This window comes from Microbacterium sp. Leaf320 (assembly GCF_001423485.1).
Lineage (GTDB): Bacteria > Actinomycetota > Actinomycetes > Actinomycetales > Microbacteriaceae > Microbacterium.
In genome coordinates, this window is sequence record NZ_LMOD01000001.1 from 870061 (window position 1) to 896007 (window position 25947).

The 25947-nt window shown below is 67.8% G+C and carries 24 protein-coding genes and 1 tRNA gene; 19 read left to right on the plus strand and 6 right to left on the minus strand.

The genetic code is table 11. The features are described from left to right. Positions 1 to 6 precede the first annotated feature (6 nt). From ASF63_RS04150 to ASF63_RS04170, 5 genes are read left to right on the plus strand one after another with little or no spacing between them, the layout of a single operon-like run. The gene (locus tag ASF63_RS04150; protein ID WP_056510241.1) at positions 7 to 1560 is read left to right on the plus strand and encodes a carboxyl transferase domain-containing protein; all 1554 of its coding nucleotides are present in this window, start codon (positions 7 to 9) and stop codon (positions 1558 to 1560) included. A gap of 5 nt (positions 1561 to 1565) precedes the next feature. Further along, positions 1566 to 3494: an acetyl/propionyl/methylcrotonyl-CoA carboxylase subunit alpha gene (locus ASF63_RS04155; protein WP_056509838.1), complete on the plus strand. Its 1929-nt coding sequence runs from the start codon at positions 1566 to 1568 to the stop codon at positions 3492 to 3494. After that, positions 3494 to 4642 (plus strand): acyl-CoA dehydrogenase family protein, encoded by a 1149-nt coding sequence (locus tag ASF63_RS04160; RefSeq protein ID WP_056509840.1) that lies wholly within the window; start codon positions 3494 to 3496, stop codon positions 4640 to 4642. The genes ASF63_RS04155 and ASF63_RS04160 overlap by 1 nt, the downstream gene beginning before the upstream one ends. A 41-nt stretch (positions 4643 to 4683) precedes the next feature. After that, entirely contained in the window at positions 4684 to 5172 is a 489-nt protein-coding gene (locus ASF63_RS04165; RefSeq protein WP_056509842.1) for a MaoC family dehydratase, read from the plus strand. Then, on the plus strand, positions 5169 to 5975 hold the full coding sequence (locus ASF63_RS04170) for an HpcH/HpaI aldolase/citrate lyase family protein (RefSeq protein WP_056509844.1): 807 nt from the start codon (positions 5169 to 5171) through the stop codon (positions 5973 to 5975). The genes ASF63_RS04165 and ASF63_RS04170 overlap by 4 nt, the downstream gene beginning before the upstream one ends. Before the next feature lie 36 nt (positions 5976 to 6011). Here ASF63_RS04170 and ASF63_RS04175 read toward each other — a convergent pair whose 3' ends face one another. Together ASF63_RS04175 and ASF63_RS04180 are read right to left on the minus strand one after the other, a co-directional pair. Further along, positions 6012 to 6599: a histidine phosphatase family protein gene (locus ASF63_RS04175; protein WP_056509845.1), complete on the minus strand. Its 588-nt coding sequence runs from the start codon at positions 6597 to 6599 to the stop codon at positions 6012 to 6014. Further along, on the minus strand, positions 6596 to 7435 hold the full coding sequence (locus ASF63_RS04180) for a Sir2 family NAD-dependent protein deacetylase (RefSeq protein WP_056509847.1): 840 nt from the start codon (positions 7433 to 7435) through the stop codon (positions 6596 to 6598). Before ASF63_RS04180 ends, ASF63_RS04175 begins: the two co-directional genes overlap by 4 nt. 95 nt (positions 7436 to 7530) lie before the next feature. On the opposite strand from ASF63_RS04180, the gene ASF63_RS04185 reads away from it, so the two are divergent. Next, positions 7531 to 8334, plus strand: coding sequence for a TrmH family RNA methyltransferase (locus ASF63_RS04185; RefSeq protein ID WP_056510244.1), 804 nt, complete (start codon positions 7531 to 7533; stop codon positions 8332 to 8334). 16 nt (positions 8335 to 8350) lie between these two features. Here ASF63_RS04185 and ASF63_RS04190 read toward each other — a convergent pair whose 3' ends face one another. After that, a complete protein-coding gene (locus ASF63_RS04190; RefSeq protein WP_056510246.1) occupies positions 8351 to 9178 on the minus strand; it encodes an SGNH/GDSL hydrolase family protein in 828 nt (275 codons plus the stop codon). Positions 9179 to 9326: 148 nt separating this feature from the next. On the opposite strand from ASF63_RS04190, the gene ASF63_RS04195 reads away from it, so the two are divergent. After that, on the plus strand, positions 9327 to 11069 hold the full coding sequence (locus tag ASF63_RS04195) for a DEAD/DEAH box helicase (protein WP_056509849.1): 1743 nt from the start codon (positions 9327 to 9329) through the stop codon (positions 11067 to 11069). Positions 11070 to 11213: 144 nt separating this feature from the next. Beyond that, entirely contained in the window at positions 11214 to 12326 is a 1113-nt protein-coding gene (locus ASF63_RS04200; RefSeq protein ID WP_056509851.1) for a VIT1/CCC1 transporter family protein, read from the plus strand. Between the two features lie 135 nt (positions 12327 to 12461). On the opposite strand, the gene ASF63_RS04205 is transcribed toward ASF63_RS04200, so the two are convergent. Continuing rightward, positions 12462 to 12544: transfer RNA gene (locus tag ASF63_RS04205), tRNA-Leu, on the minus strand. Positions 12545 to 12656: 112 nt separating this feature from the next. Here ASF63_RS04205 and ASF63_RS04210 point away from each other — a divergent pair. Together ASF63_RS04210 and ASF63_RS04215 are read left to right on the plus strand one after the other, a co-directional pair. Further along, positions 12657 to 13952, plus strand: a complete 1296-nt coding sequence (locus ASF63_RS04210) for a M20/M25/M40 family metallo-hydrolase (protein WP_056509853.1) — start codon at positions 12657 to 12659, stop codon at positions 13950 to 13952. Between the two features lie 45 nt (positions 13953 to 13997). Next, positions 13998 to 14822, plus strand: a complete 825-nt coding sequence (locus tag ASF63_RS04215) for an undecaprenyl-diphosphate phosphatase (RefSeq protein WP_056307788.1) — start codon at positions 13998 to 14000, stop codon at positions 14820 to 14822. A 21-nt stretch (positions 14823 to 14843) separates the two neighbouring features. Here ASF63_RS04215 and ASF63_RS04220 read toward each other — a convergent pair whose 3' ends face one another. Continuing rightward, positions 14844 to 15692: a PAC2 family protein gene (locus ASF63_RS04220; RefSeq protein WP_056509855.1), complete on the minus strand. Its 849-nt coding sequence runs from the start codon at positions 15690 to 15692 to the stop codon at positions 14844 to 14846. A gap of 90 nt (positions 15693 to 15782) precedes the next feature. On the opposite strand from ASF63_RS04220, the gene ASF63_RS04225 reads away from it, so the two are divergent. From ASF63_RS04225 to lnt, 9 genes are read left to right on the plus strand one after another with little or no spacing between them, the layout of a single operon-like run. Then, complete coding sequence (locus ASF63_RS04225) at positions 15783 to 16466, plus strand: HAD family hydrolase (RefSeq protein WP_268769935.1); 684 nt, start codon at positions 15783 to 15785, stop codon at positions 16464 to 16466. Then, positions 16463 to 17482: a tRNA (adenine-N1)-methyltransferase gene (locus tag ASF63_RS04230; RefSeq protein ID WP_056509860.1), complete on the plus strand. Its 1020-nt coding sequence runs from the start codon at positions 16463 to 16465 to the stop codon at positions 17480 to 17482. The genes ASF63_RS04225 and ASF63_RS04230 overlap by 4 nt, the downstream gene beginning before the upstream one ends. 10 nt (positions 17483 to 17492) lie before the next feature. Further along, on the plus strand, positions 17493 to 18407 hold the full coding sequence (locus tag ASF63_RS04235; RefSeq protein WP_056509862.1) for a hypothetical protein: 915 nt from the start codon (positions 17493 to 17495) through the stop codon (positions 18405 to 18407). Continuing rightward, a complete protein-coding gene (locus ASF63_RS04240; protein ID WP_056509865.1) occupies positions 18407 to 19402 on the plus strand; it encodes a helix-turn-helix transcriptional regulator in 996 nt (331 codons plus the stop codon). Before ASF63_RS04235 ends, ASF63_RS04240 begins: the two co-directional genes overlap by 1 nt. Then, a complete protein-coding gene (locus ASF63_RS04245; protein WP_056509867.1) occupies positions 19399 to 20388 on the plus strand; it encodes a helix-turn-helix transcriptional regulator in 990 nt (329 codons plus the stop codon). Before ASF63_RS04240 ends, ASF63_RS04245 begins: the two co-directional genes overlap by 4 nt. 26 nt (positions 20389 to 20414) lie before the next feature. Then, positions 20415 to 20672 carry a Sec-independent protein translocase subunit TatA gene (gene tatA / locus ASF63_RS04250; protein ID WP_056509869.1) on the plus strand — a complete coding sequence of 86 codons (258 nt, stop codon included), beginning with the start codon at positions 20415 to 20417 and terminating at the stop codon, positions 20670 to 20672. A gap of 54 nt (positions 20673 to 20726) precedes the next feature. Then, entirely contained in the window at positions 20727 to 21485 is a 759-nt protein-coding gene (gene tatC, locus ASF63_RS04255) for a twin-arginine translocase subunit TatC (protein ID WP_056510248.1), read from the plus strand. After that, a complete protein-coding gene (locus tag ASF63_RS04260; protein WP_056509870.1) occupies positions 21482 to 23959 on the plus strand; it encodes a DEAD/DEAH box helicase in 2478 nt (825 codons plus the stop codon). Before tatC ends, ASF63_RS04260 begins: the two co-directional genes overlap by 4 nt. A gap of 2 nt (positions 23960 to 23961) precedes the next feature. Continuing rightward, entirely contained in the window at positions 23962 to 25494 is a 1533-nt protein-coding gene (gene lnt, locus ASF63_RS04265) for an apolipoprotein N-acyltransferase (RefSeq protein WP_056509873.1), read from the plus strand. Here lnt and ASF63_RS04270 read toward each other — a convergent pair. Continuing rightward, positions 25491 to 25874: an RNA polymerase-binding protein RbpA gene (locus ASF63_RS04270; protein WP_056307766.1), complete on the minus strand. Its 384-nt coding sequence runs from the start codon at positions 25872 to 25874 to the stop codon at positions 25491 to 25493. The two genes, lnt and ASF63_RS04270, sit on opposite strands and share 4 nt — an antisense overlap. Positions 25875 to 25947: the final 73 nt, after the last annotated feature.

The following is a 25947-nucleotide window of genomic DNA, read 5'->3' on the forward strand; positions in this document are numbered from 1 at the left end:
AACACGATGCCCGCAACCCAGCAGTCCCTCGCCGCCGAGCTGCACCACCGGCTGGCGGTCGTCGCGCAGGGTGGCCCTGAGGCTTCTCGTGAGCGGCATGTCGCACGAGGGAAGCTCCTGCCCCGCGAGCGCGTGACGCGTCTTCTCGATGAGGGGAGCCCCTTCATCGAGGTCGCGCCCCTGGCAGCCGACGGCCTGTACGGGGGAGAAGCACCTGCAGCGGGGGTGATCGCCGGCATCGGTCTCGTGCACGGGAGGCACGTCATGGTCGTCTGCAACGATGCGACGGTCAAGGGCGGCACCTACTACCCCCTGACAGTGAAGAAGCACCTGCGCGCGCAGGAGATCGCCCTGGAGAATCGCCTGCCGTGCCTGTACCTGGTGGACTCGGGCGGGGCCTTCCTCCCCAAGCAGGATGAGGTGTTCCCCGATCGCGAGCACTTCGGTCGGATCTTCTTCAACCAGGCGCGGATGTCGGCAGAGCGCATCCCGCAGCTCGCAGCGGTCCTCGGCTCGTGCACGGCCGGTGGAGCGTACGTCCCGGCGATGAGCGACGAGACGGTGATCGTCCGCGGCCAGGGCACGATCTTCCTCGGCGGCCCGCCCCTCGTGAAGGCCGCGATCGGCGAGGTCGTGTCCGCAGAGGAGCTCGGGGGCGGCGAGCTCCATGCCCGCCGCAGCGGCGTCGTCGATCACCTCGCGGAGGACGACGAGCATGCCCTCGAGATCCTGCGGGACATCGTCTCCACGCTCCCTGCCCCGGATCAGGCCGCCTGGGAGGTGCACGACAGCCGCGCTCCTGCCGAGCTCGGATCGCTGTACGACGTCGTCCCGGTCGACGTCAACGCGGCATACGACGTGCACGTGGTCATCGATCGGCTCATCGACGCCGACACCTTCCGCGAGTTCAAGGCGGAGTACGGGAAGACCCTGGTCACGGGGTTCGCCAGGCTCCACGGCCACCCGGTCGGGATCGTCGCGAACAACGGCGTCCTCTTCAGCGAATCGGCGCTCAAGGGCGCGCACTTCATCGAGCTCTGCGACCAGCGCGGCATCCCGCTGCTGTTCCTGCAGAACATCACGGGTTTCATGGTCGGCTCGGATGCCGAGGCCGGCGGGATCGCCAAGGACGGCGCGAAGATGGTGACGGCTGTGGCGAGCACCCGAGTGCCCAAGCTCACCGTGATCATCGGCGGCTCCTTCGGCGCGGGCAACTACTCGATGTGCGGCAGGGCCTACTCCCCGAGGTTCCTCTGGACGTGGCCGGCCAGCCGCATCTCCGTGATGGGCGGGGCGCAGGCCGCCTCCGTGCTCTCCACCGTAAAGGGCGACCAGCTCGCCGCACGCGGAGAAGGCTGGAGTGCCGACGAACGAGACACCTTCGAGTCGCCAATCCGCGAACAGTACGAGACGCAGGGCGAGCCCTATTACGCGACAGCACGTCTCTGGGACGACGGCATCATCGACCCCGCTGAGACCCGCGACCTTCTCGGCCTCGCCCTCGACGTGGTCGCCCGCAGTCCACTGCCCGAACCGCGCTTCGGCCTCTTCCGGATGTGACGGCCATGACGCTCCACAACACTCACACGTTCGACGCGGTCCTGGTCGCGAACAGAGGCGAGATCGCACGCCGGATCATCAGGACGCTCCGAGAACTCGGCATCCGCAGCATTGCCGTCTACAGCGACGCCGATGCCGACGCACCCCATGTGCGGGAGGCCGACGAGGCGGTGCGGATCGGCGCGGCTCCCGCAGCGGAGTCCTACCTCGACATCGATGCGGTGATCGGCGCGGCGCGGGCCACCGGCGCTCAGGCCATCCATCCCGGCTACGGCTTCCTCTCGGAGAGCGTCGGGCTCGCCGAAGCGTGCGCGGAGAGCGGCATCGTCTTCATCGGCCCGTCGGTCGACGCGCTCCAGATCATGGGAGACAAGGCCAAGGCGCGCGACCACGTGGTGCGTTCCGGTGTGCCGGTCGTTCCCGGGTTCGATGCCCGCGGTCTGTCGGACGCGGAGATCGCTGAAGAGGCGATCGCCATCGGATTCCCGCTACTGGTCAAGCCGAGCGCAGGAGGCGGCGGCAAGGGGATGGAGATCGTCGCCGATGAGGCGGCACTCGGGTCGGCACTGGCTTCGGCGAGGCGGGTCGCAGCGTCGGCGTTCGGTGACGACGCGCTGATCCTCGAGCGACTCATCCGGCGCCCTCGGCACATCGAGGTCCAGGTCTTCGGAGACGTCCACGGGACGGTCATCGCACTCGGTGAGCGCGAGTGCACTCTCCAGCGTCGTCATCAGAAGGTCATCGAGGAGGCGCCGTCGGCGGGCATCCCGGATGCGACCAGGGATCGACTTCTGACCGCGGCGATCCAGGCGGCGGAGAGCGTGTCGTACGTGGGGGCCGGCACGGTGGAGTTCCTCATCGACGCGGATGCTCCGGAGCACGTCTTCTTCATCGAGATGAACACGCGTCTGCAGGTCGAGCACCCCGTCACCGAGGAGGTGACCGGCCTCGACCTCGTGGCGCTCCAGATCCGGGTCGCCGAAGGAGGACGACTCGACCAGGCTCCTCCCGTGCGCGGGCACGCGGTCGAGGCCCGTGTCTACGCCGAGTCGCCCGAGCGCGGATTCCTGCCGTCCACGGGCCGGGTGCTGCTGTTCGATCCGCCTCAGGGCGTGCGGGTGGATGCCGCGGTGGAGACGGGCTCCGAGGTCACTGGTTTCTACGACCCGATGATCGCGAAGGTCATCGCCGTCGCCTCCGACAGGGACACGGCCCTTCGCCGATTGGATGAGGCGCTGGCGCGCACCGTCGTCCTCGGTGTGGACACGAACATCGCCTTCCTGCGCAGGCTGTGTCGCGACTCCCGGGTGATTGCCGGGGATCTCGACACGGGACTGATCGACACTCTTCTGCCTCTGCAGATCGAGCAGCCGACGACGTCGATGCTGGCCGCCGCGAGGGGCGGTGTTCTGCGCGACAACGTCCCAGGTTCAGACGACAGGACCGCCCGCCGTGCCGGCGCCGTATGGGCTGCGCGCAGCGGTGTCGCGTCCCGCGAGATTGCGTTCCTCACCGATCAGGACGAGGTCCTCTTCGCATCCGAAGCGTCAGACGCTCACCGCCAGGAGGTCGCCACCGCCACCGCCACCGACCGCGACGGCGCGGTCTGGGTGAGCGAGAACGGGCGCACCGCGCGACTCCGGCCGATCGATCGCCGCCAGCGCATGCAGCGACGCCTGCAGGCACGTGATGAACGCGCCGAGTCGACCGGCCCAGATGCCCGTGCCCCGATGCCGGGGAGCATCGTCGCCGTCCATGTGGCCGACGGTGCGTCGGTGGCGGCGGGCACGCCGCTCGTCTCGATCGAGGCGATGAAGATGGAGCACCCGGTGCTCGCCCCCCATGACGGGGTCGTGAGCCTGCTGGTCGCCGTGGGCGATCAGGTTCGGCGCGACCAGCCGGTCGCCCGAGTGACGACGGAGGAGAACCGATGATGGAAGATCTGACCGACGAGGAGCGCGAGCTCGCCGCGATGGTGCGCGACTTCGCAGACAGCGTCGTCGCGCCGCAGTCGTATGAGGCCGATCGCACGCACACACTCTCGATGGACGTCGTGGGGCAGATGGGCGACCTCGGGCTGTTCGGGTTGCCGTTCCCCGAGCAGTACGGCGGACAGGGCGGCGACTACTTGGCTCTGGGGATCGCGATCGAGGCTCTCGGTCGCGTCGATCAGTCGATCGCGATCACTCTCGAGGCGGGAGTGAGCCTCGGGGCGATGCCGGTGTTCCGATTCGGAACCGAAGAGCAGAGGCAGGAGCTGCTCCCGGATCTGCTCGCCGGTCGTGCTCTCGCGGGATTCGGACTGACCGAGCCCGAGGCCGGCAGCGATGCGGGGGCGACCCGCACCACGGCCCGCCTCGACGGCGACGAGTGGGTGATCGACGGGTCGAAGCAGTTCATCACGAACTCCGGTACGCCCATCACCCGATTCGTCACGGTCACCGCAGTCACGGGCAGTGAGGGCGGACGCAAGGAGATCTCCACGATCATCGTCCCGAACGGCACCGCGGGTTTCACCGTCGAGGCGCCGTACGACAAGGTCGGATGGAACGCCTCCGACACGCATCCGCTGACCTTCGACGGCACGCGCGTACCGGCGGAGAATCTCCTCGGACAGCGGGGGAGCGGCTTCCGCAACTTCCTCAGCATCCTCGACGAGGGGCGTATCGCGATCGCCGCACTCTCGACCGGCGCGGCGGAGGGATGCCTCGAGGCGGCCGTCGACTATGCGAAGAGCCGCACGATCTTCGGGAGCGCGCTGAGCACCCGTCAGAATGCGCAGTTCACCCTGGCCCGGATGCGTGCGCGGGTGCACACGGCCCGGCTCGCCTGGCATCACGCGGCGCGGTTGCGAGACGGAGGACAGCCGTTCGCCGAGCAGGCGGCGATCGCCAAGCTCGTCGCGGGCGAGGCCGCCATGGACAACGCCAGGGACGCGACGCAGATCTTCGGCGGCAACGGGTTCATGAACGAGTTTCCGGTGGCACGTCACTACCGCGACTCCAAGATCCTCGAGATCGGCGAGGGCACCACCGAGGTCCAGCTGCTGGTGATCGCGCGGGCGCTCGGACTCGCCGGGTAGCGTGGCACCATGCGACGTTCCGATCGATCGAGGGAGCCGAAGTGAGCGCACACGACATCATCCAGCGGGGGCTCTACTTCGAGGAGTTCGACCTGGATGCCCGGTATCTCCATCGTCCGGGGCGGACCGCCACCGAGGCCGACAACGTGCTCTTCACGACTCTCACGATGAACACGCAGGCTCTGCATCTCGATGCGGCGTTCGCCGACGCGCAGGAGCCCTTCGAGGCGCGCTTGATCAACTCGATGTGGACCCTGTCGACGATGGTCGGGTCATCCGTCGCCCAGCTCACGCAGGGAACGCTCGTGGCGCAGCTCGGCTTCGGCGACGTCTCATTCCCGCACCCGATGTTCGCGGGCGACACCCTCTACACCGAGAGTGCGATCACCGAGAAGCGCCTCTCGGCCTCGCGCCCCGGACAGGGGATCGTGACCATCGCTCACACCGGGCGCAACCAGAGCGGGACGGTCGTCTCCACGGCCACGCGTTCGGTGCTCGTGCGGTGCCTGCCCGATGGGGGAGCCCGATGACCTTCGAACTCGGACCGGCGTTGCTGTTCTGTCCGGCTGATCGCCCTGAACGCTTCCGCGGGGCGCTGGAGAAGGCGGATGCCGTCATCCTCGATCTCGAGGATGCCGTGCTCCCGGATGCGAAGGCAACTGCTCGGGGTAATCTCATCGATGCCGACCTCGATCCCGACCGGGTGATCGTTCGGGTCAACCCGCCGGGGTCAGAGGCGTTCGCGTCAGATCTGTCGACGCTCTCCCAGACGGACTTCCGCACCGTCATGGTCGCCAAGACCGAGAATGCCGACAGCCTCAGTGCCTTCGATGAGAGGTTCTCGCTGATCGCGCTGTGCGAGACGGCGCGGGGCGTGCATGCAGCTGACCGGATCGCGGCACATCCTCAGATCGTCGCGATGATGTGGGGCGCCGAGGATCTCGTGGCGTCCCTCGGCGGGACGTCGAGCCGTGAGCCGAGCGGCGGCTATCGTGACGTCGCTCGCTATGCGCGGTCTCGGGTGCTCCTGGAAGCCGGGGCACACGGCAAGGGCGCCATCGATGCGGTGCATATCGACATCGATGACATCGCCGGGCAGGAGGCGGAGGCCATCGATGCGTCGGCGTCGGGCTTCGCGGCGACGGCGTGCATCCACCCGAGCCAGGTGCCGGTGATCCGTGGCGCCTACGCACCCGGAGCGGACGCTCTCGACTGGGCTCGGGCCGTGCTCCGGGCAGCCGAGTCCGAGCGCGGCGTCTTCCGCTTCCGAGGGCGGATGATCGACGAACCGGTCCTCCGGCATGCCCGTTCGCTGCTGACCCGAGCACGCTGAGTCGGCTCGGAGCATCGAGTCGCCTCGGCAAGCGAGTCAGATGAGGACGGACTGATCCAGCAGGCGCAGCACCCCGGGCGACACCTCGAAGCGGTGCGCGGATCCGTTGACGATCGGGTCACCGGCATGGGGCAAGGTGCCACCGGACACATGCGAGATGAGCGACCGGATCACGCCGCCGTGGGCCACGACGATCACGGATTCGGCGACGGGCGTCGAGCGTCGGCGCGAATCACGGGCGATCTCGTCCAGAGCATCCATCGCCCGCACGGCCACCTCGTCGAGCGTCTCTGCGCCCGGTACCGGCGCCAGCCAATCGCCGTAGGTCTTCATGTAGTCGGAGACGAGCATGCCCTCTCCCTCGCCGAACTCGCGCTCGCGGATGTCCGGCACGAGCACGGGCGCGCCGAGTCCGAGCTCGGTCGCGATGATCTCGGCGGTCTCCCGCGCGCGCAGAAGCGGGCTGCTGTAGATCGCGTGATGGGTGGTTCCCTCGAGGCGTTCTGCGGCGGTCCGCGCATCGGCGCGGCCTGTCTCGTTCAGCGGGATGTCGGTTGCGCCCTGGATCCGGCGAGCCAGATTCCAATCGGTCTGGCCATGGCGCACGAGGGTGAGCAGGGTCATTCGAGAAGCTCCTGGATGGCGGGGAGCACGTCGCTGGTGCCCGCGGCGATGGTGACATCGGCCCAGACATCCGCGCGCGTCGGCTCGCGGTTGATGATGATGAGCGGGATACTGCGGCGGCGCGCGCGCTCGACCAGCCGGACCCCGGAGTTCACGACCAGAGAGGAACCGGCGACGATCATCGCATCACTCGCACGGAGCAGCGATTCCGCGGCTTTGAAGCGATCCTGAGGGACGTACTCGCCGAAGAACACGACATCCGGCTTCAGCATCCCCTCGCACACCGTGCAGACCGGGACGATGAAGCCGTCGGTGCTCTCGGGCAGCACGTCGCCGTCCGGCGCCAGTGCGACGTTCTCGGGCACCGAGATCCACGGATTGCGCTCTTCGATCTGCACCGCGATGTCGCGGCGGTCGAACACCTGGCCGCACTTGAGGCACAGCACCCTGCGCATCGTGCCGTGCACCTCGATGACATGCGAGCTGCCTGCGCGCAGATGCAGGCCGTCGACGTTCTGCGTGATGACGCCGCTGACCTGACCGGATGACTCCATCGCCGCGAGCGAGAGATGCCCGGGATTCGGTTCCGCCCTGGCGAACGCGCGCCATCCGAGGTGCCCGCCGACCCAGTAGCGACGCCGAGCGGCTTCGTCTGCCAGATACCGCTGGATGGTCATCGGGTCGGACCGGTTGCGAGAGCCTTCGCCGCGATAGGCGGGGATCCCGGAATCCGTCGAGATGCCCGCTCCGGTGAGCAGTGCGATCTTCCGTCCTCGAAGGAGTTCGGCGGTGCGAGCGATGGTGGCCGACAGCTCGACCGGACTCGATGCGCTCACAGGACCTCCTCCTGCGAGTCTACGGCGTGAGGGGCGACCGCGGCTTCGCCGCCGACCGCGAGGAGGGCGGAGCGAGCGATGGCAGACTGGGGCGCGTGGAACTTGTGCGCGTGACGAACCCGGACGATCGACGACTCGACGACTACCGCGCGCTCACAGACACGGCGCTCCGAACCGTGAGCGACCCCGCCGGCGGGCTGTACATCGCCGAGTCGACCAAGGTGATCGCCCGCGCCGTCGCTGCAGGTCACCGTCCGCGCTCCGTCCTCGTGCAGGAACGTCGCATCGACGACATCAGAGCGATCGTCGGCGATCTCGATGTTCCGGTGTACGTGGTCCCCGACGAGGTGGCCGAAGCGGTCACCGGTTTCGCCGTGCATCGCGGCACGATCGCCTCGATGCATCGCCCGGAGCTGCCGACCGTGCGTGAGGTGATCGACGGCGCGACCCTGGTGCTGATCCTCGAGAACGTCGGGGATCACACCAATGTCGGCGCAGCCTTCCGGGCGGCGGCCGGGCTGGGCGCAGACGCGGTGCTGGTGTCGCCCGGGGGAGCGGACCCGCTGTACCGGCGCAGCGTGCGCGTCAGCATGGGGACGGTGTTCCAGGTGCCGTGGACCCGCATCACGGACTGGGAGTCGGCGGTCGCGGACCTTCATGCGGTGGGGTTCGACGTCGCCGCGCTGGCTCTGCGCGATGATGCCGTGACGCTCGACGCCTATGTCGCCGACCGCCCCGCACGCGTCGCGGTCGTGATGGGAGCGGAAGGCGACGGGCTCTCCCGCACTGCCCTCGAGATCGCTGACACGGTCGTGACCATCCCCATGTCCGGCGGCGTGGATTCGTTGAACGTCGCGTCGGCCGCGGCGGTGGCGCTGTGGGCGCTCACCTCGCGCTGACCCTCGAGGACGGCGGTCAGTCGAGGCCGGGGAACACGACCGGCGACGGCTCCGGACGCTTCGCCACGATGTGATCGCCTGAGGACTCGTGCCGCAGACGCCGCAGGACCCATGGCACGAGGTGCTCGCGCGCCCAACCCAGATCCTCGGAGCGTGCCTCCCGCCAGGTGCGGACCGGCAACGGCTCCGGCTGCATCGATTCGAGTTCGTTGGGAACGTTGAGTGCGCGGAGCGCCATCCTTGCGATCTCGTGATGCCCGAGCGGGTTGTAGTGCAGGCGATCATCGTCGAAGAAGCGCATGTCCTGTACGACCTTGAGTGCCCACTGGTCCGCGACGATGCAATCGTGGCGCTCGGCGATCGCGCGGATGTTCTCGTTGTAGATCGCGACCTTGCCGCGGAAGGCTCGGAAGACGGGGGTGAAGGCCGTGTCGACGCCGGTGAAGAGCAGCACGGCAGCACCGGTGGAGGAGAGCCGCGCGACGGCATCCTCGAGCTGGACCGCGATGGCGTCCGGATCGGTGCCGGGGCGGATCACGTCGTTTCCGCCGGCGCAGATCGAGATGAGGTCGGGATGCAGCTCGATCGCCGGTTCGATCTGGTCGCGCACGATCTGGGAGATGAGCTTGCCGCGCACCGCGAGGTTCGCGTAGGCGAAGTCGTCGACCTGCTGCGACAGCACCTCGGCGACGCGGTCTGCCCAGCCCCGATGATTACCGGGGTGGGAGGGATCGGGGTCCCCGATGCCCTCGGTGAACGAATCGCCGATCGCGACGAAACGTCGCCACGGGTGCGCGCTCTCATTGTCGAGATGCGGGGTCCGGGTCGAATCCTGGTCTGTCATCCAGCTCTCCTTCGCGAACAGACGCAGCACATCGATGGCGGCTGCGCAGTGACCGAGCCTACTCGGGTGCGAGCATCGTCGGCGAGGACGCGCGCGGGGGAGACCGTCAGCGTGCCGAGTGTCCGTGCCAGCGATTATCGTTGTCTCGATGCTCTCTCCGTCCTTCCCACAGCGCGCCCCCTGGGGCACCGCCAACAAGCTGCGCGCCTGGCAGCAGGAGGCCCTCGAGCAGTACTTCCAGGCCGACCAGCGGGACTTCCTCGTGGCCGCGACGCCCGGCGCCGGAAAGACGACGTTCGCCCTCACCCTCGCTGTCGAGCTCATGCGCATGGGAGAGGTGAACCGCATCATCGTCGTCGCCCCCACCGAGCACCTCAAGACGCAATGGGCCGATGCCGCGGCACGCGTGCACATCCGACTCGATCCCCGGTTCCGCAACAGCGACTGGGCTCCGGCGCGGCACTATCACGGCGCGGTGGTGACGTACGCTCAGGTCGCCGCCAAATCCTCGGTCCACCGGCATCTCACCGAGGATGCGAAGACGCTCGTGGTCCTCGACGAGGTGCACCACGGCGGCGACGCGCTCAGCTGGGGCGACGCCATCCGCGACGCCTACGGGCCGGCGAAACGCCGTCTGCTTCTCTCGGGAACTCCGTTCCGAAGTGACACCGCACCCATCCCGTTCGTCGAGTACCACCCTGACGAATCCGGTGCGCGGATCTCCCGCACCGACTACAACTACGGCTACGGGCGCGCTCTCGCCGACGGTGTCGTGCGCCCCGTGCTGTTCCACATGTACGCGGGCAAGATGCGCTGGCGCACGAGCACCGGCGATGAGCTCGAGACCCACCTCGGGCAGGACAACACCAAAGACGTCACGTCGCAGGCCTGGCGAACCGCGCTCGACCCCGAGGGGGAGTGGATGCCGGCGGTGCTGTCCGCCGCCGACCGCCGCCTCACCGAGATCCGCAATCATGTGCCGGATGCCGGCGGACTCGTGCTGGCCACGGATCAGACCGTCGCCCGCGCGTACGCCAAGATCCTGCACAGCATCACAGGTCAGCGGCCCACCGTGGTGCTCTCCGACGATGCGACCGCATCGGAGCGCATCGAGAAGTTCAGTGCCAGCGAGGATCGCTGGATGGTCGCGGTGCGCATGGTGTCCGAGGGAGTCGATGTCCCTCGCCTTGCGGTGGGCGTCTACGCGACCTCGTCCTCGACTCCGCTCTTCTTCGCCCAGGCGATCGGTCGCTTCGTCCGCGCCCGGCGCCGCGGCGAGGCGGCGAGCGTGTTCCTGCCCCAGGTCCCGGTGCTCATGGGGCTCGCGAACGAGATGGACAAGCAGCGCGAGCACGCTCTCGACCGGCAGTCGAAGGACGACGACGGCCTCGAGGATTCGCTGCTCGAAGCCGCGAACCGCGAGGAAGAGACGTCAGACGCGCTGACCCAGGAGTTCAGCTATCAGGCGCTGTCGTCGGTGGCCCACTTCGACCGCGTCGTGTTCGAGGGGCAGGAGTTCGGTCAGCTCGCCGAACCGGGAACGCCCGAGGAGGAGGAGTTCATCGGCTTCCCCGGACTCCTCGAACCCGAGCACGTGCATGAGCTGCTCATGCAGCGACAGGCGCGGCAGTCCCGCCTGCGTGAAGTGCGCGAGGCCGAGGCGGGGCCTGCCGAGACGACGACGCTTCCCCCGCCGCTGCACCGCACCCTGCGCGAGCAGCGGCAGCTCCTGAACAGCCTCGTGGGGCTGTACGCCAGGCAGAAGGGCGAACCGCACGGGTCGGTCCACGCAGAGCTGCGACGCATCTGCGGCGGCCCCGCCGTCGCGCAGGCGACGGTCACGCAGCTGCAGTCGCGCATCGAAGTTCTGCGCAAGCGCGTCCGCACCTGACGCCGGACCGTTTCGGCACCGGGAAAACGCCCGGTTCGGATTCCCGAAAAGCTGGCAATCACGGCCTCCGTGACGACGCTGGGGCCGCCCGAAGCTAGCGTTGAACGGTTGCCCCGCTCGGGGCTCCATCGATCAGGAGACGTCATGACAGCCCCCGCTGCCGCCGAGCCCGCCGCTGCAGAACCCACCGCCGCAGACCGCCGCCGCTGGGCCCGCTACCTCGTCGAGGAGCGTGCCGAGGGCATGATCTACCAGAACCTCGCGAATCGACGCACCGGCGAGGAGCGTGAGATCCTCCTCAGCCTCGCTGATGCCGAACGTCGGCATGAACAGCACTGGCTCGACCTGCTCGGCGCTGAGCCCTCGAGGCTTCCCCGAGCCGGCATCCGCTCCCGCCTCCTCGGCTGGATGGCCGGTCGTTTCGGTTCGATCTTCGTGCTGGCTCTCGCTCAGAACGCCGAGGCACGCTCTCCCTACGACTCGGAGCAGTATGCGACGCCTGCGATGCGCGCCGACGAGAAGGTCCACTACGAGGTCGTGCGCGGCCTCGCCGCGAGAGGCAGGCGGCGGCTGTCCGGGTCGTTCCGCGCGGCCGTGTTCGGCGCGAACGACGGTCTGGTCAGCAACCTCGCCCTCGTGCTCGGCATCGGGGCCACCGGCGTGAGCTCCGGATTCGTGCTCTTCAGCGGGATAGCCGGGCTGCTCGCGGGCGCGCTGTCGATGGGAGCGGGGGAGTTCGTGTCCGTGCGGTCTCAGCGAGAGCTCCTGGCGGCCACCGAGGCCAACGAGAATGCGGCTGCATCCGCGGCTGACCTCGACATCGACGAGAACGAGCTCGCACTCGTGTATCGCGCTCGGGGAATAGGCCAGGAAGAGGCTCTGGCCCGCGCGGGACGCATCGTCGCTGCGGCCCGAGCGGGTGTCGAACGCACGACGACGGGGCCCGTCGCCGTTCACCCTGGCGATGACCACGAGATCATCGGCAGCGACTGGACGGCGGCGATCTCGAGCTTCCTGCTGTTCGCGTCCGGTGCGATCATCCCGGTGCTGCCCTGGATCTTCGGTCTGGACGGCGCAACTGCCGTCATCGTCGCGCTCGTGCTCGTGGGCGTCGCCCTGCTCACGACAGGTGCCATGGTCGGGATCCTGTCCGGCGGACCGCCCCTGCGTCGAGCTCTGCGACAGCTCGCGATCGGCTTCGGAGCCGCGGCGATCACATACGTGCTCGGCCTGGTGTTCGAAGTGGGAGCGGCCTGACGCGACGCGGCTCCTGAGAGGTCAGTGTGCGGGCGGACTCCGCGAAGAGTTCCGCCCCCGAGCGCTCACGAAGGGAGTCGTTCGCGGGGAACGAAGAAGGCCCCGGATATCGTGAAGATATCCGGGGCCTGTCCGTGCGCGGAGGGGGACTTGAACCCCCACGCCCTTACGGGCACTACGACCTCAACGTAGCGCGTCTACCATTCCGCCACCCGCGCAGGTGTTGGATGTTCGTTGCCGAACGAAGATTTACATTAGCACGAGCTTCGAGGCTCCCTGAAACCGACGGCGACGCCCGGGCGCGCCACGGCGTTTCGATAGCCTGGGCACATGACCGATCCGTCCCTTCCCGAGGTCGTTCGCATCGCGAGCGACCTGATCCGCTTCGACACCTCCAACTTCGGGGGAGGCAATGCGAAGGGCGAGCGCGAAGCCGCCGAGTACGTGGGCGCGTATCTGGAGGAGCTGGGCCTCGAGGTCGAGTACTACGAACCGATCCCGCGGCGCACGAATGTGATGGCGCGCGTGCCCGGCCGGGATTCGAGCAGACCGGCTCTGGTCGTCCACGGACACCTCGATGTCGTTCCGGCGATGGCCGAGGACTGGAGTGTTGATCCGTTCGCCGGGATCGTCAAGGACGGGATGCTGTGGGGTCGCGGTGCCGTCGACATGAAGAACATGAACGCGATGATCCTCACCGCCGTCGCCGACATCCTCCGAGCGGGGGAGCAGCCCGAGCGAGACCTCGTTCTGGCGTTCTTCGCCGACGAGGAGAACGGCGGGGTCGAGGGTTCGGCTCTGGTCGTGCAGAACAAGCCCGAGTGGTTCGCCGGCGCCACCGAGGCGATCAGCGAGGTCGGCGGGTACTCGATCACCGTCGACGACCGCCGCGCCTATCTGCTGCAGGTGGGCGAGAAGGCGCTGATCTGGATCCGTCTCGTCGCGAAGGGGCGTGCCGGTCACGGCAGCCGCCTGCACGACGACAACGCGGTCACGAAGCTCGCGGAGGCCGTCGCGGCCATCGGACGGACCCGATGGCCGCTCCGGCTTACGGCGACCACCGAAGCTCTGCTGCAGGGTCTCAGTGACCTCACCGGACGCTCGGTGGACGACCCGGATGCTCTGGCAGCCGCAGCAGGCCCTGCGGAGGCGTTCCTGCGTTCATCGTTCCGCACCACCACGAACCCCACGGCTCTCACCGCCGGTTACAAGCACAACGTGATCCCCGAGCGCGCCGAGGCGCTGATCGACGTGCGCGTCATCCCCGGGACCGAGGACGACGTGCTCGCCGAGCTGCAGCAGATCGTCGGTGACGACATCGAGATCGAGATCGTCGTGCGCGACATCGGCATGGAGACGCCTTTCGCAGGAGAACTGGTCGACGCGATGGTCGCGAGCCTCGGTCGCCACGACCCGGGCGTGCCGGTGATCCCGTATCTGCTGGGAGCGGGCACGGACAACAAGGCGCTCGCGTACCTGGACATCACCGGATACGGTTTCGCTCCGCTGCAGCTTCCTGCAGACCTCGACTTCACGGGCATGTTCCACGGAGTCGATGAGCGCGTACCCGTAGAATCGCTTGTCTTCGGTCAGCGGGTGCTGGCCGATCTGCTGCGCACGTACTGAGCCTTCGGCTCGTCGTCCGCGCTCCACGATTCAGAAAGCTCCTCCATGCACCTGCTCGAAGCGCTCATCCTCGGCATCGTCCAGGGACTCACCGAGTTCCTCCCGATCTCCTCCAGCGCCCATCTGCGCATCCTCGGCACGTTCCTGCCCTCGGGTGAGGACCCGGGTGCGGCGTTCACCGCGATCACCCAGATCGGCACCGAGGCGGCCGTGGTGGTGTTCTTCTGGCGTGACATCGTGCGCATCATCGCGCAGTGGTTCCGCTCGCTGACAGGCCGCGTTCCGCGCAGTGACCCCGATGCACGCATGGGATGGATGATCATCATCGGCAGCATCCCGATCGTGGTGCTCGGACTTCTCTTCCAGGATCAGATCGAAACCGTCTTCCGGTCGCTGTGGATCGTCGCGATCATGCTGATCGTGTTCGGCATCCTGCTCGGGATCGCCGATCACGTCGGCGCCAAGCGCCGAAAGCTCGACCAGCTGACGTACCCGCACGGCATCGCCTACGGATTCGCCCAGGCACTCGCGCTGATCCCCGGTGTCTCCCGCTCGGGCGGAACGATCACGATGGGCCTGTTCCTCGGCTACGAACGCGCCGCTGCCGCCCGCTACGCGTTCCTGCTCGCGATCCCCGCGGTCTTCGGAAGCGGTTTCTACCAGGTGTTCAAGAGCTGGGACGAGCCCTCGTTCTTCTCATTCGGCGACACGCTGGCGGCGACCGGCATCGCGTTCGTCGTGGCGCTCGGAGTCATCGCGTTCTTCATGAACTACATCTCGAAGCGCAGCTTCCTGCCGTTCGTGATCTACCGCATCCTGCTCGGAACCGTCCTGCTGGTCCTGCTCGGCACCGGCGTCATCGCCGCCTGAGTGCGGACGGACGGCCGGGGATCAGCGCTTGTGGTCCCCGGGGCCGTCTCCTCGTCGCTTGAGGTAGCGTTCGAAGGCCTGGGCGATCGCGTCGCCTGAGGCATCGGGTGAGTCCCACGTGTCTCTGGTGCGCTCGAGCTGCTGGATGTACTCCGTCATGTCCTCGTCATCCGCGGCCGCGGCGTCGATCGAGGCTTCCCACGCCGCGGCCTCGGTGCGCAGGTGATCGCGCGGCACGTCGACGCCGGTCAGCTCCTCGAGGCGATCGAGCAGCGCGAGGGTCACCTTGGGCGACGGCGTGGCCGAGGCGACGTAGTGCGGCACGCTCGCCCAGAGGCTCGCGGTCGGGATGCCCGCGCTCTCGGCGAAGTGCTCGATGACGCTCAGGATTCCGACGGGGCCCTCGTAGAGGGAGCGCTCGAGCCCGTGGGCCTCGCGGACCTGCTCGTTCTGGCTCGAGGCGAAGATCGAGATCGGTCGGGTGTGGGGGACGTCCGACAGCATCGCACCGAGCGTCACGAAACCGGTGATGTCGTCGCGGAGCGCGATGTCGATGAACTCCGAGGCGAAGGACTGCCACGTGCGTGCGGGCTCGACACCGGTCAGCACCCAGAACTCCGGACCGGGACCCGGGTCGCGTGGACGCCACAGGCCGGCCTCCGGCCAGGTGAGCTGACGACGCCCCTCGGGATCCATCTTCGTCGCCGGGCGCGTGTACTGGTAGTCGAAGTACAGCTCGGGATCGATCGAGTGCACGAGGTCGTAGTCGGTGGTCTCGCGCAATGCGGCTATCGCTCCGCTCGCGGCCTCACCCGCGTCGTTCCAGCCGTCGAAGGCGACGATGACGATGCGTGAACCGAGGACATCCATCATGGGCTCCCTTCGCGATATCGGATCGGTATCCCTCCAGGCTAGTCCGACGGCGCGGGGAGGGGGCGGAGCCACGGCTAACATGGTTCAGTGAGCAGACAGCCCCGCGCGATCCTCTGGGACATGGACGGAACACTCGTCGACACCGAACCGTATTGGATGGCTGCAGAGACGGCGCTGGTCGAGTCCTTCGGGGGCTCGTGGAGCCACGAGGACGCACTCCAACTCGTCGGCAACGGTCTGGTCGACAGTGCGATCATCCTGCAGAACGCCGGTGTCGACATGGACGCCGAGGCCATCGTCGCGCTTCTCACCGACGGGGTGCAGGAGGCGCTGCGCACTCAGGGAGTGCCGTTCCGTCCGGGGGCGCGCGAGCTGCTGCAGGACCTGCGATCGGCGGGGATCCCGACCGGACTCGTGACCATGTCCCTCCGCCGGATGGCCCTCAGCGTCGTCGACCTGATCGAGTTCGACGCGTTCGACATCGTCGTGGCCGGGGACGACGTGACCAACCCCAAACCGCATCCGGAGCCGTACCTGCACGCGGCAGGACTCCTCGAGATCGACATCGCCGACGCTGTCGTGATCGAGGACTCGCCGACCGGGCTCCGTGCCGGAATCGCCTCCGGCGCCGTGGCGCTCGGAGTCCCGCACATCGTGCCGCTCGACCATGTCGGAGCACACGAGCTCTGGCCGACCCTCGAGGGCCGCACTGCCTCAGACCTGATCGACCTGTTCGATCGCAAGAACTCCATGACGGGAGCCACCCGATGACCTCCACCACCTCACAGCGGCCGAGCGGGCCGTTCCGAGAGGGCGACCGGGTGCAGCTGACCGGGCCCAAGGGGCGTCTGCACACCGTGACCCTCCGCGAGGACGGCGAACTCCACACTCACCAGGGTGTGCTGCGTCACCGCGACCTGATCGGTCTGCCCGACGGCTCGGTGGCCGCGAACAGCTCGGGGCACGAATACCTCGCACTCCGTCCGCTGCTGCGCGACTTCGCGATGTCCATGCCCCGCGGTGCGGCGATCGTCTACCCGAAGGATGCGGCGCAGATCGTCATGCAGGCCGACATCTTCCCGGGCGCCGTCGTCGTCGAAGCCGGAGTGGGCTCAGGAGCGCTGTCGCTGTCGCTGCTCCGCGCGATCGGACCCGCCGGACGTCTGGTGTCGTTCGAGCGTCGCGAGGACTTCGCCGATGTCGCTCGGGGCAACGTCGAGACCTTCTTCGGCGAGACCCCCGACACCTGGAACGTCGTGGTGGGAGATCTGGCCGAGGCGCTGCCGGGGGAGTTCCCCGCTGGCTCCGTCGATCGGGTCGTGCTCGACATGCTGGCTCCGTGGGAGTGCATGGACGTCGTCGCCGACGCCCTGACGCCCGGCGGAGTCGTGCTCTGCTACGTCGCCACCGCCACCCAGCTGTCGCGTGTCGCGGAGTACATCCGCAGCACGGCGCTGTTCACCGACCCTGAAGCCTCCGAGACGATGGTGCGCGGCTGGCACGTCGAAGGTCTGGCCGTGCGACCGGACCACCGCATGGTTGCGCACACCGGCTTCCTGCTCACCGCGCGACGACTCGCTCCCGGTGCTGTCGCGCCGCAGGTCAAGCGTCGGGCCTCGAAGAGCAGCTACGGCGATGCCGATGTCGAGCAGTGGACCCCCGGTGCCATCGGCGATCGCGAGATCAACGACAAGAACCTCCGAAAGCGCGCCCGTGAGGCTGCCAAGGCCGCGGAGGGCGCGCGTCTTGCATCCGGTTCGCGCGAATCCGAGCCGTCTACGGAATAGACTGGAGCGCGTGCGTAAAACGTCCGCCGTTCTGGCCACTCTCAGCCTCGCCGTCCTCACTCTGACCGGATGCGCCGCGGGTCCGACGTTCGCGGGCGAGGTCTGCGATCGGACCTCCCACGCAGGCTCCGTCGCGGACTCCGTGACCGTCGAGGGCGACCTCGGCGAAGCACCGGATGTCACGGTGTACACCCCGGTCAAGTCCGATGAGACCGCGTTCACGGACATCATCACGGGCGAGGGCGAGACGCTGACCTCGACAGTGCAGCCGATGGTGCTCGACATCGCCTTCTACGGCGGCGAGAGCGGCGAGAAGCTCTACGAGTCCGAGTACAACGGCGACACGAGCCGCGTGCACAACATCTCCTACTGGGCCCAGCGCTCTCCGGGCCTCGAGTCCGTGCTCGAGTGCGCCACCGGCGGCAGCCGTGTCGTGGCGGTGCTCACCCCCGAGGACTTCGGCGAGGCGAACGTCGAGGCCTTCGGCCTCGCAGAGGACGAGAACATCGTGGCCGTCGTCGACGTCCTCGACGTCTACCTCGCACACGCCGAAGGCGCATCGCAGTTCAACGACGCACGCGGCCTCCCGACCGTCGTGCGCGCGCCCGACGGCACGCCGGGTGTCATCATCCCCGACAGCGCAGCGCCCGAATCCGCCGTGACCCAGACCCTGATCAAGGGCGACGGCGCGAAGGTCGAGAAGGAATCGACCATCGTGACCAACATCATGGCGCTCGGTTGGGATGACAAGACCGTCACCTCGAGCACATGGGGCGCTGAGCCGAACATCGGCCCCGCCGCGAAGGAGCTCGTCGGTGCGACCGTCGGGTCTCAGCTGCTGGTCGTCGTGCCCGCGGCGGACGGCAACCCGGCCACCGCGATCGTCGTCGACATCCTGGGCATCGTCCCCGTCCCGGAGCAGTGATGGCAGCCCGTATTCCGGCGGAAGAGCGTCTGACGAACCTCGTCGTGGCGCTCATGGCGACGGAGATCGGGCTCACGAAGCAGCAGATCCTCGACAACGTGTCTGGGTACCGTCAGCGAGCCGATGCCGGTGTGCGCTCGGATGCTCTCGAGAAGATGTTCGAGCGCGACAAAGACGAGCTGCGCACGCTCGGAGTTCCCGTCGAGACGATCGGTGATCAGGCCGACCCCAACGATCTTCGCGAGGCGCGGTACCGCATTCCGCAGGCGGAATACGATCTGCCAGGCGATATCGAGTTCACGGCTGCCGAGTTGGCCGTGCTCCAGCTGGCCGGCAGCGTGTGGAGCGCAGAGTCCGCATCGGGCGACGCCAAGGCCGGCGTCCGCAAGATCCGCGCACTCGGCATCGACGGCGACGAGCCGATTATCGGCTTCGCCCCCCGCATAACAGCCCGCGATGCGGCGTTCCCACAGCTGCAGGAGGCGATCGAGAAGAGCCGCGTGGTGCTCTTCGACTATCTCAAGCCGGGAGAGGACTCGCCGCGCCGCCGCAGCATCCGCCCCCTGGCGCTCGTCGACTACGAGGCGCGCTGGCACGTGTTCGGCGTCGACGTCGACATCGAAGCAGACCGGATGTTCCTGCTCAGCAGGATCGTCGGCGACGTGAAGATCACACCGAAGACTTTCGACCCGGAACTGAGGGAAGGAGCGGGGGAGCGAGCCCTGGCGGGTCTGCAGAGCGTCGCTGCGCAGAACTCCGCTCTGCTCGAAGTCACGCCGGGAACCGAGGCGTCGCTACGCCTCGGTCGTCGCGCGACGCCCGCCGCACCCCAGGGGATCCTCGTGCCGTTCGTCGACCTGCACATCCTCGCCGACGAACTCGCCTCCTACGGACCAGAGGTGCGAGTGGTGGAGCCCGCCGCGCTCCGGGATGCCGTGGTCGATCGACTGATGGCGGTCGTGGCGACGCACTCGGACGTGAGGGAGTCATCGTGAGTGCTCAGCCGAAGCCGTTGCTCGCCGCCGACCGGGTGCGCGTCTATCTCACCCTGGTGCCGTATCTGCTCGAGCACGGACAGGTGTCGCTTGCCGAGGCGTCCGAGGAGTTCGGGGTGACCCCGGGCGAGATGCGTCAGATGGTCGAGAAGCTCACGGTCATCGGTCTTCCGGGCGACTCGGGATTCTGGCAGCAGCCGCAGGAGATGTTCGACATCAACTGGGATCTGCTCGACGATGAAGACGTCATCGAGATCACGAACGACGTCGCCCTCCGACGAGTGCCGCGCTTCACCGCACGAGAGGCCGCAGCTCTGCTGGCCGGCCTGCAGATGGTCGCCGCGGTGCCTGCCGTGTCGGATTCCGGCCTGGTCAGCGGTCTCATCTCCAAACTTTCCCGTGGAGCAGCCGACGCGCCCGCAGAGGTGGTGGTGGCACCCACCGCCGTCGACGAGGTCCGCCAGGTGGTGTCGCGCGGGGTCCAGGACGGCGTGGCTGTCGCATTCACCTACCAGGCACCGGATGCGGCGCCGACGACTCGAACGGTCGACCCCGTCCAGGTGATCATCACCAACGCGCAGTGGTACCTCCAGGGCTGGTGTCACACACGGCAGGCCATGCGAACGTTCCACCTCGACAGGGTGAGCGACGCCCGCCTGACCGACATCCCCATCACCCATGCGGGTGACCAGGTGCCGGAGGCCTTCTCGGCCGTCGACGACGAGGGCGAGGTGCAGGTGCGCGTTCCTGAGAGGGTGGCACCGCTTCTGGGTGACTTCCTGACCGCCGACAACGTCGAGGTCGAGGGCGGAATCGTCAGCGCGCGTCTGCATCTGGCCGACCCGCGCGGCATCAAGAGACTGGCCGCGCGGTTCGGCGGAGCGCTCGAGGTCGTGGACCCCGGCGTCGCTCGAACGGCGACTCGTGAATGGGCCGAGGCCGGACTCGCCCTGTATCGCCACCCGGACAGCTCCAACGCCGGTTAGACTTCTACAAACGACGAAGGAGAATCATGGGCGCTTTCGGTTGGCCACATCTGCTGATCATCCTCGCCGTCATCCTGCTGCTCTTCGGCGCGGCGAAGCTGCCGGCGCTGGCGAAGAGCCTCGGCCAGTCCGCCCGGGTGTTCAAGGGCGAGATGAAGGCGATGAAGAACGAGGACGCGAGTGACCCCGCAGAGCCGGGTGCTCCGTCGCCCACGGCTTCGGTCGCTGACACCTCGGTGACGGCCCGCGACACGGATCCGGGTCAGCCTCCTCGATCCGCCTAGCCCGTGTCGGCTCTCGAATCCGCCGACCAGGAGGCTCCCGGTCGCGACAGGCGGATGTCTCTCGGCGCCCACCTCGTCGAGCTGCGTAAGCGGCTCTTCATCGCCGCAGGCGCACTCGTCGTCGGCATGATCATCGCGTTCATCGTCACGGAGCCGATCATCGAGCTCCTGTCGGTGCCGATTCGCACGATCGCTGCAGAAGCCGGGCGTGAGTACACGGGGCTCAATTTCACCACCGTCACGAGCGGCTTCGATCTGCGCATGCGGATCGCGTTCGCCATCGGACTGCTGGTCTCGGCGCCCGTGTGGCTGTGGCAGGTGTGGGCCTTCGTGATGCCCGGCCTCACGAAGAAGGAGACCCAGTACACCTGGGGATTCCTCGGTGCGGCCATTCCGCTGTTCTTCGGTGGCTGCACGGTCGCCTTCTTCGTGCTCCCGCACGTCATCGAGATCATGGCGGGCTTCGTGCCGAAGGGCATGGCGCAGTTCTTCGACTACTCGACGTACTACGACTTCGTCTTCAAGTTCCTGCTTGTGCTCGGCATCGCCTTCGTGCTCCCGGTCTTCCTCGTCGCGTTGAACGTCGCAGGAATCGTCTCCGGGCGCGAGATCCTCAAGGGGTGGCGGGTCGCGATCCTGGTCTGCACGATCTTCGCGGCCGTCACCACACCGCCCGCTGACGTCTTCTCGATGCTGCTGCTGATGGGATCCATGATCGTGCTGTACTTCGCCGCGACCTTCATCTCGATGCTCTTCGATAGACGCAAGCGCAAGCGCGATGCGGCAGCGGGCATCGAGCCCGTGACCGCATGAGCTCGCCCTCCGAGCGGTACGCGGCAGCGCGCGAGGCCGCGGGACATCCGGCGACCGTCGCGTTCGCCGCGAGCCAGAAGTTCGCACTCGACCCCTTTCAGATCGAAGGCTGCCACGCGCTCGAAGACGGGAGCAGCGTGCTCGTCGCCGCTCCCACCGGTGCGGGGAAGACGATCGTCGGAGAGTTCGCGATCAATCTCGCGATGCAGACCCCCAGCGACAAGGCGTTCTACACGACGCCGATGAAGGCGCTGTCGAACCAGAAGTTCCGCGAGCTGGTCGACGTGTACGGTCCGGACGAGGTGGGCCTGCTCACGGGCGACACGAACATCAACGGCAATGCGCGGATCGTCGTCATGACGACCGAGGTGCTGCGCAACATGATCTACGCGGACTCGGCCGCGCTGCGCGATCTCCGCTACGTGGTGATGGACGAGGTCCACTACCTCGCTGATCGCTTCCGCGGCGCGGTGTGGGAAGAGGTGATCATCCACCTCCCGCAGCATGTGCGGCTGGTATCGCTGAGCGCCACGGTCTCTAACGCTGAGGAGTTCGGCGACTGGCTCGACACCGTGCGGGGTGATACCGAGGTGATCGTCTCGGAGATCCGCCCCGTGCCGCTGGAGCAGCACGTGCTGGTGCGCGACGACCTGCTGCCGCTGTTCGACGATCGGGCGGGCATCGCCACGGCGCAGGTCAACCAAGAGCTGATGCGCATCCGCTCGTTCACAGGCTCGAACTACGAGAACAATCGTGACGCGCAGTCGTATCGCAGCAATCGCCATGCCGGAAGGCAGGCTCAGCGCCCGCCGCGGGGCGGACGGCGTCCTGTCCGCGCCTCGAACGTGCGGCGGATCGAACGTATGGATCGTCCGGACGTGATCCGGCTGCTCGAACGCTCCAACCTTCTTCCGGCGATCTTCTTCATCTTCAGCCGCGTCGGCTGCGATGCCGCCGTCCAGCAGGTCCGGCGGTCGGGGGTGCGGCTCACGACGACCGAGGAGAAGGCCGAGATCCGCGCGATCGTCGAGGATCGCACCCGCTCCCTGCAGGACGAGGACCTCGGCGTGCTCGGATACTGGGACTGGCTGGAGAACCTCGAGCGGGGCGTCGCCGCCCACCACGCAGGTCTCCTGCCGGCATTCAAGGAGGTCGTCGAGGAGCTCTACAAGCGCAAGCTCGTCAAGGTCGTCTTCGCGACCGAGACCCTTGCGCTCGGCATCAACATGCCCGCGCGCACGGTCGTGCTCGAGAAGATGGAGAAGTTCAACGGTGAGGCGCGAGTCGCCATCACCTCCGGCGAGTACACCCAGCTGACCGGGCGCGCAGGCCGCCGCGGCATCGACGTCGAGGGGCACGCGGTCGTGCAGTGGACCGAGGGGATGGACCCGCAGGCTGTCGCTGCGCTCGCCTCGCGACGCACCTATCCACTGAACTCCAGCTTCCGGCCGACGTACAACATGGCCGTGAACCTGATCGACCTGTTCGGCAAGGCGCGCGCCCGTGAGGTGCTCGAGTCGTCGTTCGCGCAGTTCCAGGCCGATCGGGCCGTCGTGGGACTCGCGCGCCAGGTCCGCGAGGCCGAAGAGTCGCTCGAGGGGTACAAGGCGGCCATGGTCTGCGATCACGGCGACTTCCTCGATTACGCCTCCATCCGGCGCGAGCTCAGCGACCTCGAGAAGAAGAACCGACAGGATTCGAATGCGCCCCGCGCTTCGCGGGACAAGCGGATGAAGCAGATCCAGAGTCTGCGCACCCGCATGCAGCGGCACGGATGCCATCGCTGCCCCGACCGCGAGGCGCACGCGCGCTGGGCTGAGCGGTACTGGAAGCTGAAGCGGCAGAACGACCGCATCCGTCGGCAGATCGAGACCAGGACCGGAACGGTCGCGCGGGTCTTCGACCGTGTGGTCGAGGTGCTCGAGACGCTCGATTATCTCCACCGCGACGGCGACGACGTGACGACTCTCACGGACTCCGGGCGCACGATGCGCCGGATCTACGGTGAACGTGACCTGCTCGTCGCCGAGTCGCTGCGGCAGGGACTCTGGAACGGTCTCGATGCGCCCTCACTCGCAGCCATGGCCTGCTGCCTCGTGTACGAACCGCGCAGGGACGAGGCGAACTCGGGCGAGAGGGATCTGCCGCGCGGTGCGTTCCGAGCCGCGTACGAGAAGACGACGACGCTGTGGGCGGAGCTCGACGACCTCGAGAAGGATCATCATCTGCCCGGCAGCGAACCTCTCGCGGCCGGCCTCGCAGGTGCCATGCACTCGTGGGCGCGGGGTGGGATGCTCGATCGCGTCCTGATCGACGCCGACATGGCGGCGGGTGACTTCGTCCGCTGGGCGAAGCAGACCATCGATCTGCTCGACCAGCTGTCGATCGTCGCGGAGGACGGCGCGCTCGCTCGCAATGCGCGAGTCGCACTCGACGGCGTGCGCCGTGGCATCGTCGCCTATTCGTCGATGTGAGAATGGGACGGATGTCTGAACCCCGCGCGCGACAGCGCCCTCTTCTGCCGCTCTCGCTCGCCCTCCCCGCCGCGGCGATGGCCGCCCTCCTCATGGATCTCTCGTATCCTGACGCCGCGGTGTGGGCGCTCGCCTTCCCCGCGACTGCGCTGCTGCTCGTCGCTCTGATCGGCCGGCGCGCCGGAGGAGCGCTGCTGGTGGGTGCTGTCTACGGCATCCTCTTCTTCGCTCTTCTCGTGTCATGGACCTCGCGCTACCTCGGCCCGGTGCCGTGGGCGGCCCTGAGCATCCTCGAAGGTGCACTCACGGCGCTGGCGCTGATCCTCATCACCCTCGCGTACCGGTGGATCCCGAAGGCGTTCTCCGGGCGCTGGGCGCGTCTTCTGCTGCTCCCCGCGGTGGTCGCCGCCCTCTGGGTCGGGCGCGAACTCTTCGTGGGCTCGTGGCCCTACGGCGGCTTCCCCTGGGCTCGCCTCGGCATGACCCAGGCGGAGAGCCCTCTGGCGCCCGTGACCTCCTGGATCGGCGTGAGCGGACTCAGCTTCCTGATGGTGTTCCTCGTCGCTTCGGCGATCGAAGTAGTGCGCACACGGGAGTGGAGACGCCCGACCGCACTGATCGCCCCGGTTCTGGTGACGATCGTGCTCCTCGTCACGCCGCTCTTCCCGACGACCGTCAGCGGCGAGATGCGCATCGCCGCAGTGCAGGGCAACGGCCCGAGCGGCTACTTCGACGAGCGCGAGCAGTACTCCATCGTCCAGGCGCAGACCGATGCGACAGCACCGCTGTACGGAGAGGATGCGGATCTCGTGGTGTGGCCGGAAGGATCACTCGACTACGACCCGTTCCAGTCCGATGCACTCGCTCGGCGCATGACTCTGGTCGCGACGCGTATGGGTGCTCCTCTGCTCGCGAACGCCGCGACCGAGCGCGACGGGCTGTACTACAACACGTCCCTGCTCTGGACAGAAGAGGGAACCTCCGAGCAGATCCACGACAAGAGGCACCCCGTTCCCTTCGGGGAGTATGTGCCCGACCGAGCCTTCTTCAACGCGCTCGCTCCTGATCTGATCGGTCTCATCCAGCGCGAGTACACCCCGGGATCGAACCCTCCGGTGGTCGATGTCGACGGCGTGAAGGTCGGACTCGCCATCTGCTTCGACGTCATCTACGACGACGTGATCAATGAGGCGCTCGGCGCCGGCGCCGAGGTGCTCGTGCTCCAGACGAACAACGCCGACTTCCGCGGCACCGACGAGAACCTTCAGCAGCTCTCATTCGCTCGCATGCGTGCGATCGAGACGGGCCGCAGCGTGGTCAACATCTCGACCGTGGGGACCAGCCAGATCATCCGCCCGGACGGTTCCACCGTCTCGAGCCTGGATGCGGGAAAGGCCGGAGCGCTGCTCGAGGATGTCGAGCTGCGCTCCGGCCTCACAGCGGGAGTGGTTCTCGGCCCCTGGATCCAGCAGATCCTGTTGTGGGGCGGACTGGGCGCGCTGGCCTTCGGGTGGCTGCGCGCCAGGCGGCGTTAGGCGCCGATCTTCTCGCGGGTCGGGTCTTCGCCGGCGCCGCGGCGGGCGCGGATGAATGCGAGACGCTCTTCGAGGAGCTCCTCGAGCTCGGCGCGCGTGCGTCGCTCCATCAGCATGTCCCAGTGCGTGCGTGCGGCCTTCTCGTCGCTCGCGTCGAGCGTGACGGCCTGGCCGTCGACGTTCAGACGGGCGTCAGCGCCACAGGCGCGGCATTCCCAGGTCTGAGGCGGCTCGGCGTCCGCCGCGAACATCAGGTTCGTGACATGGCCGCAGGCGTCACAGGTATAGGTGGTTTCACGGCGCTCCATGAAAACGACGCCCTCTTCGCTCTGTAGGCTCTGGGCGCCGAGTCGGATGCCGCGTAGGCTGCGATCTGCCATTGTGTGGTCCTCTCGTCGCTGTCAGGTATAACGCTCCAGCCTGTGCGCTTCATCCACGCAGCCGGGTTCTCGG

Coding starts and splice junctions, on each gene's coding strand:
- ASF63_RS04150 (WP_056510241.1), top strand. CDS start 7: ATGCCCGCAACCCAGCAGTCCCTCGCCGCCGAGCTGCACCACCGGCTG.
- ASF63_RS04155 (WP_056509838.1), top strand. CDS start 1,566: ATGACGCTCCACAACACTCACACGTTCGACGCGGTCCTGGTCGCGAAC.
- ASF63_RS04160 (WP_056509840.1), top strand. CDS start 3,494: ATGGAAGATCTGACCGACGAGGAGCGCGAGCTCGCCGCGATGGTGCGC.
- ASF63_RS04170 (WP_056509844.1), top strand. CDS start 5,169: ATGACCTTCGAACTCGGACCGGCGTTGCTGTTCTGTCCGGCTGATCGC.
- ASF63_RS04175 (WP_056509845.1), bottom strand. CDS start 6,599: ATGACCCTGCTCACCCTCGTGCGCCATGGCCAGACCGATTGGAATCTG.
- ASF63_RS04190 (WP_056510246.1), bottom strand. CDS start 9,178: ATGACAGACCAGGATTCGACCCGGACCCCGCATCTCGACAATGAGAGC.
- ASF63_RS04195 (WP_056509849.1), top strand. CDS start 9,327: ATGCTCTCTCCGTCCTTCCCACAGCGCGCCCCCTGGGGCACCGCCAAC.
- ASF63_RS04200 (WP_056509851.1), top strand. CDS start 11,214: ATGACAGCCCCCGCTGCCGCCGAGCCCGCCGCTGCAGAACCCACCGCC.
- ASF63_RS04210 (WP_056509853.1), top strand. CDS start 12,657: ATGACCGATCCGTCCCTTCCCGAGGTCGTTCGCATCGCGAGCGACCTG.
- ASF63_RS04215 (WP_056307788.1), top strand. CDS start 13,998: ATGCACCTGCTCGAAGCGCTCATCCTCGGCATCGTCCAGGGACTCACC.
- ASF63_RS04220 (WP_056509855.1), bottom strand. CDS start 15,692: ATGGATGTCCTCGGTTCACGCATCGTCATCGTCGCCTTCGACGGCTGG.
- ASF63_RS04230 (WP_056509860.1), top strand. CDS start 16,463: ATGACCTCCACCACCTCACAGCGGCCGAGCGGGCCGTTCCGAGAGGGC.
- ASF63_RS04240 (WP_056509865.1), top strand. CDS start 18,407: ATGGCAGCCCGTATTCCGGCGGAAGAGCGTCTGACGAACCTCGTCGTG.
- tatA (WP_056509869.1), top strand. CDS start 20,415: ATGGGCGCTTTCGGTTGGCCACATCTGCTGATCATCCTCGCCGTCATC.
- tatC (WP_056510248.1), top strand. CDS start 20,727: ATGTCTCTCGGCGCCCACCTCGTCGAGCTGCGTAAGCGGCTCTTCATC.
- ASF63_RS04260 (WP_056509870.1), top strand. CDS start 21,482: ATGAGCTCGCCCTCCGAGCGGTACGCGGCAGCGCGCGAGGCCGCGGGA.
- lnt (WP_056509873.1), top strand. CDS start 23,962: ATGGGACGGATGTCTGAACCCCGCGCGCGACAGCGCCCTCTTCTGCCG.
- ASF63_RS04270 (WP_056307766.1), bottom strand. CDS start 25,874: ATGGCAGATCGCAGCCTACGCGGCATCCGACTCGGCGCCCAGAGCCTA.